General features: G+C 68.2%; 7 protein-coding genes and 1 pseudogene. 6 read left to right on the top strand and 2 right to left on the bottom strand.

The genetic code is table 11. The annotated features are described in order from the left end of the window. A partial coding sequence (locus GRX66_RS20170; RefSeq protein WP_233745596.1) for a hypothetical protein occupies nucleotides 1-235 on the bottom strand: 235 nt, incomplete at its 3' end. A 143-nt stretch (nucleotides 236-378) separates the two neighbouring features. Between GRX66_RS20170 and GRX66_RS16570 the strand changes: the two genes are divergently transcribed. The 5 genes from GRX66_RS16570 to GRX66_RS16550 all read left to right on the top strand — a co-directional run bounded on the left by GRX66_RS16570 (nucleotide 379) and on the right by GRX66_RS16550 (nucleotide 3,257). After that, entirely contained in the window at nucleotides 379-903 is a 525-nt protein-coding gene (locus GRX66_RS16570; protein ID WP_159527508.1) for an Hsp20/alpha crystallin family protein, read from the top strand. Between the two features lie 375 nt (nucleotides 904-1,278). Continuing rightward, entirely contained in the window at nucleotides 1,279-1,464 is a 186-nt protein-coding gene (locus tag GRX66_RS16565; protein WP_159527507.1) for a hypothetical protein, read from the top strand. A 74-nt stretch (nucleotides 1,465-1,538) separates the two neighbouring features. Next, complete coding sequence (locus GRX66_RS16560; protein ID WP_159527506.1) at nucleotides 1,539-2,111, top strand: DUF6149 family protein; 573 nt, start codon at nucleotides 1,539-1,541, stop codon at nucleotides 2,109-2,111. A 116-nt stretch (nucleotides 2,112-2,227) separates the two neighbouring features. Then, complete coding sequence (locus GRX66_RS16555) at nucleotides 2,228-2,887, top strand: class I SAM-dependent methyltransferase (protein WP_159527505.1); 660 nt, start codon at nucleotides 2,228-2,230, stop codon at nucleotides 2,885-2,887. 127 nt (nucleotides 2,888-3,014) lie between these two features. Further along, the gene (locus GRX66_RS16550) at nucleotides 3,015-3,257 is read left to right on the top strand and encodes a hypothetical protein (protein ID WP_159527504.1); all 243 of its coding nucleotides are present in this window, start codon (nucleotides 3,015-3,017) and stop codon (nucleotides 3,255-3,257) included. A gap of 42 nt (nucleotides 3,258-3,299) precedes the next feature. Here GRX66_RS16550 and GRX66_RS16545 read toward each other — a convergent pair whose 3' ends face one another. Next, nucleotides 3,300-4,649 carry an NAD(P)/FAD-dependent oxidoreductase gene (locus tag GRX66_RS16545; RefSeq protein WP_159527503.1) on the bottom strand — a complete coding sequence of 450 codons (1,350 nt, stop codon included), beginning with the start codon at nucleotides 4,647-4,649 and terminating at the stop codon, nucleotides 3,300-3,302. Between the two features lie 153 nt (nucleotides 4,650-4,802). Between GRX66_RS16545 and GRX66_RS16540 the strand changes: the two are divergent. Further along, a pseudogene (locus GRX66_RS16540) lies at nucleotides 4,803-5,031 on the top strand (homoserine kinase); the annotation flags it as partial.

The raw sequence follows: 5,031 nt of genomic DNA, 5'->3' as shown, positions 1-5,031 counted from the left end.
CACAGCAGCAACTGAGCAGCCACCGCAACAGCAGGCCCCGCAGCAGCAGCCACAGCAGCAACTGAGCAGCCAACCGCAACAGCAGGCCCCGCAGCAGCTGGGCGGCCAGCCACAACAGCACGCTGTGGGTCAACCCCAGCAGCAGCTCAGCGGGCAACCACTGCAGCAGCTCGGCGGCTCGCAGTCGATGCCATCGGGCCGGCCGGAGCAGCCTGCGAGTCGGCAGCCACAGCAAGCGGCCGTCCAGCAGTCACCGTCCGGCGCTCAACGGGGTCGGAGCCAACAGCACTCGATGCAGCAGCCGGCAACCAGACAGTCCACGGGCCAGCAAGCGCCGACCGGGCAACTGACGCCGGTCACACAGCACCCGATGATGCAATGACGCGGACACAACAGTGGCCCCAGACGGTGAGCTACCCGGACCAGGCGATGACCCTCACGACGGCGACCCAGCCGATGGGGGGCGTCACCTGGCAGACCCAGTCTCCGGTCGGCCAGGAAGCAGCGGGCGTCCAGCAACAGGCGTCCCAGCCCCAGGCCCAGACACAGGAGGGCGCCGTGGAGCAGCCCGCTCCCGTCGTGCCGGCCGCAGACGTCATCGAATCACCAACCGAGATTGTCGTCCACGTGGACGTCCCGGGGTTCGAGAAGGACCACCTGCAGATTCACGCGGACGGGAACCAACTCTACGTGTCCGGGGACCGCTCTGAGGACTCGGAGATCGATGCCGACCAGGGCGAACGCGCGCTCGTCTCCGAACGACCGCTTCGGATCGAGCGCACGATTCCGTTGCCCGTACACATCGACCCCGAGCAGGTGACCGCGAGCCACGACAACGGCGTCTGCGAGGTCGTCGTTCCGAAGGACGAGACCGAGCGCCGCCACGAGATCGGCTTCCAGTAGCGAGCTGTCTCCCGCAACGAAACGGGCCGAGGCGCCGGACCCACTCCTTTTTCGGTCCTCCCGTCGAACGTCGCCAGTCGCGGCAGATACGCAGACAAGGCTCGCCGGCAGCGTGCCGCGTCGTAGCTGTGGCCGTGGCGGATCGTCGTAGCTGTGGCCGTGGCGGATCGTCGTTGCCATTGCCGTGGCGGATCGTAATTCCCGACCCGTCTCGTCGTCGGTGCCGTGGCGTCCGTATCAGAACGGGGAAGCGCGGGGCGAGTGCCCCGGTAAGTGGGGATTACTCTCCTGCTCGCGGGCGAAACTGTCTTAGTAGTCCGATGCTAACGAGTGTCAGAGAAGGACGGCGGAACCCGATCCGTCCCCCAGTATTCAATGTCTACTGTCAGATACCGTCTCGTGTCGGAACTCGCTCGGCCCGGTGAACAGTTCGACGTCCCGGAGGACGTCGACCCAGTCGTCGAACCCTGCGAACGCCAGGGGTACGTGCGCGTGACGTACCTGAAGCCAGTCACCGCCGTGCCCATCGAGGACGACGCAGACCCGGCGTACCTGCGGTAATCGACTCGGGCAGTCGGTGCGCCCCAGCATCGGCCGTCGGGACGTTCTTAACGGTTCGTTCCGTACCCCCGGCCATGAAAATCCGCCAGAACGTCCGGCACTTCGCGTCCCGGAAAGCCCTGGAACTCCCCGGCGTGCGCTCCGTCGCTCGACGGGGGCTCGTCGACCTCCACGTGCGCATCTTCTCGAAGCGCGCCGACGAGTCGCGCCGCGACGAACGCCAGGCGCACCTCGACGACTTCTTCGACGCGACGATGGACATGTACCTCGCCGCCCTCCAGGAGGGGTACACGGAGGCCCAGGCCCGCGAAATCACGCACATCGTCGCGAACTTCGACTTCTACAACCACGGCTGGGCGGAGATGATGGAGTTCCCCCCGGCGGAGCTATCCGACCACTTCGACCGCTACCGCGGGTTCTTCGAGGCGCACGACGTCAGCGTGGACTCGCCGCTCGGGGAGTTCCGGCCTGTCGAGGGCGTGGCGGACGCGCCAGCGACCCCCGAGCGTCTCGACGAAGCGGACTTCGAGAACGCCGAGGGCGGGTACGCCGACGACGTCTACGTCGAGACCGAGGACGGCGAGGTCCAGCGCGGCGACGTCGAGGAACCCGAGGACGTCGACCCGTCGAAGAGCCCGGGAACGTAACGCCGCCGGAGAGCCGAGGACGGACCGCCGCCCCAGTACCGACCGCCCGCTATCCGAAAAGACACCCCAGTATGCTCGGGGGAGACTGTTTGGGACTGCAGCCAGTACAGACTCCTATGCCCGAAGCCACGGCCGACACCAGCACGCCGGGGCGGACCCGCCCCGACACACTGGACGACATCCGAGAGACGTACGCCGAACAGGCCGACCGCTTCGACCGAATGCAGTGGCTGAACAAGCGCCTCACCGGCGGGTTCCGCGGCCGCCTGTTCGGGCGCGCCGGCGGCCGCGTTCTGGACGTCGCTTGCGGGACCGGCCTGAACGCGCACTACGTGCCTCCGGAGACGACGTACGTCGGCGTCGACCTCAGCCCGGACATGCTGTCGAAGGCCAGGGCCGGCGTCGGAGACCGCGACCGCGTCGAGGGCTTCCACGAGATGGACGCCCAGCGCCTCGCGTTCGCCGACGACAGCTTCGACACCGTGATCTCGTCGCTGTCCACGTGTACCTTTCCGGACCCCGACCGGGCCCTCGACGAGATGGCGCGCGTCTGCAGGCCAGACGGACGCGTCCTCCTGCTCGAACACGGTCGGAGCTCCGTCGGCCCGGTCGCTCGCTTCCAGGACTGGCGCGCCGACGCCCACTACGAGAAACATAGCTGCCGGTGGAACCAGGAGCCGCTCGCGCTGCTCGGGGGGACCGACCTCTCGGTCGTCGACGCCTCGACCGCAGTCCTCGGCATCATCACCGCCATCGAAGCGGACCCCGCTCACTGACTCGCTCCCGGCTCAGTGACTCGGCCCCCGTACTTGCCCCTGCACCTGTTCTCGCATCCGAGCCGTGGCTAGCTTCCCCCTCGTTCGTTCCAGAAGATATACACGATTGCTATCGCTCTGTCGGCACATGTCCGCCGCACCTGACCCAGCCTCCGTGTCGACCTACGTCGAAGACGGCGCCCGAATCGCCGCGATTCTCGTCGTCTGGGGAATCCTCGCCGCGTTCTTCGCGTACGGCGTCGCCGACGTCGGCCTGCCGTTCAGCGGCCTCATCGCCCAGCTCGGGTCGCTGTTCGCGCTCGCCGGCGTCCTCAACGCCGTCCTCTACCTCGCGTACCGCACGGTCGACTACTGGCACGCACAGGCGTAACGTCGTCCGGGACTCCGGCCAGGCGACCTGCTGTCGAGGCTGCTACTTCTCGCCGACGATGCGGTCCGCGCACTCGTACCCGGCGACGATGCCGCCGTTCAGCGACCGCTCGGGGTACTGTGCGCGCGACGCCATCCCCGCGTAGTAGACGCCGTCCGCGACGTCGTCGTCGAGGTGGTACGGAATCACCATGTCGAGGTAGCCGCGCTCGTAGACCGGCGCCGTCCGGGGGTTGCGGGCGGTCTCGACCCAGTTGACCTGCGAGCGGTCGAACTCCGGGAAGAGGGCCGCGATGCCGTCCAGCCAGTGGTCGGCGACCTCCCGGTCGCTCATCTGCCAGACCGGATCGTCGGCGCTCTGCACGTACTTCGGGACGTAGAGGAGGTGTTCGCCGCCGTAGCGCTCCGGCGGGACGAAGTTCGTGTGCTCGATGAGCGCGCCGAACGGCGCGTCGTCGGCGATATTCAGCCAGTACGTGTCCGTCAGCGACTCGTCCATGCTCACGACCGAACACACCGTCCCCTGGAACGTGATGTCGCACTCGTAGCCGGTCAGTGATTCGAGGACGTTCGGCATCGCCGCGACGACGACCGCGTCGGCGTCGTAGGTCTCGACGCTCGTGAAGCCGGAGGCCATCTCGCCGCCGTCGGCCTCGGCGGCGTGCTCGACGGTGACGTCGCGGAGTTCCGCATTCTCGGTCCCGACGTCCGTGACGCGCGTGTCCGTCTCGATGTTCTCGCGGCCGACGTCCTCGACGAGGCGGTCGAGCAGGCGGCCGAACCCGCCGTCGAGGTAGCCCAGGGGTTCGCCGCGCAGCAGGTCGCGCTCCCCGCGGAACTTGATGCGGCCGAGCAGCCACGCCGCCGACACGTCGTCCATGCGCTCGCCGAACTTCGCCTCGAGCAGCGGTTCGAAGAACGTCTCGTAGACGTTCCGCGTGGTGTGCTCGATGCAGAACTGCTTCACGGGGACGTCCTCGAAGTCCGCGAGGTCGTCGTACGTGTCGAACCTCGGGATGCCACCGCGGACGTCCACGTCCAGCGTCAGCATGCCGAGGCGGAACTTGTCGTAGAGGCTCCAGTGCGGGAACGCGAGGATCTCCCAGGGCTTGTCCATCGGGTAGACGGTGCCGTCGACGTAGTAGGCGTTCTTCCCGATGGGCCACTCAAGGTCGTCGCCGAGGCCGAGGTCCTCGAGCAGGTCGACGATGGTCTCCTCGGACGCCGACAGGTGGTGGTAGAACTGCTCGATGGGGTCGCCGGCGGTCTCCGTGGTCGCCGCGAGGCCGCCGACCTGACTCGACGCCTCGAAGACGCGGACGTCGTAGCCGTGGCCCTGGAGGCGGCGAGCGGCCGCGAGGCCCGCGATGCCGCCGCCGACGATGGCAATCATACCCAGTGGTCGGGACGGACCCCGGGTTAGCGTTACGGTCCGGCGTCGGGGGTGCGTCGATGGGGGCCGTCGGGCGGCCGCGACCGGCCGGACGATTCCCAGTCGGATGCGTCGTCCGCTACGCTTTTGCGCGCCCCCCGGCTACGACCTGCCATGATAACGGTGCGCGCGCCGGCGACGAGCGCCAACCTCGGTAGCGGGTTCGACGTCTTCGGGGTGGCGCTCGACCGGCCCGCGGACGTCGTGCGGGTCGAGCGCGCCGCGGAGACCACGATCGACGTGACCGGCATGGGGTCGTCGTACATCCCTGAGGAGCCGATGGACAACACCGCGGGCGTCGTGGCGGACGAGCTGGACGCGCCCGCGCACATCCGCATCGACA

Source organism: Halobacterium bonnevillei (genome assembly GCF_009831555.1).
Classification (GTDB): Archaea; Halobacteriota; Halobacteria; order Halobacteriales; family Halobacteriaceae; genus Halobacterium; species Halobacterium bonnevillei.
The sequence above is the reverse complement of the archived record's forward strand: the minus strand, read 5'-3'. Positions and strand labels throughout refer to the sequence as shown.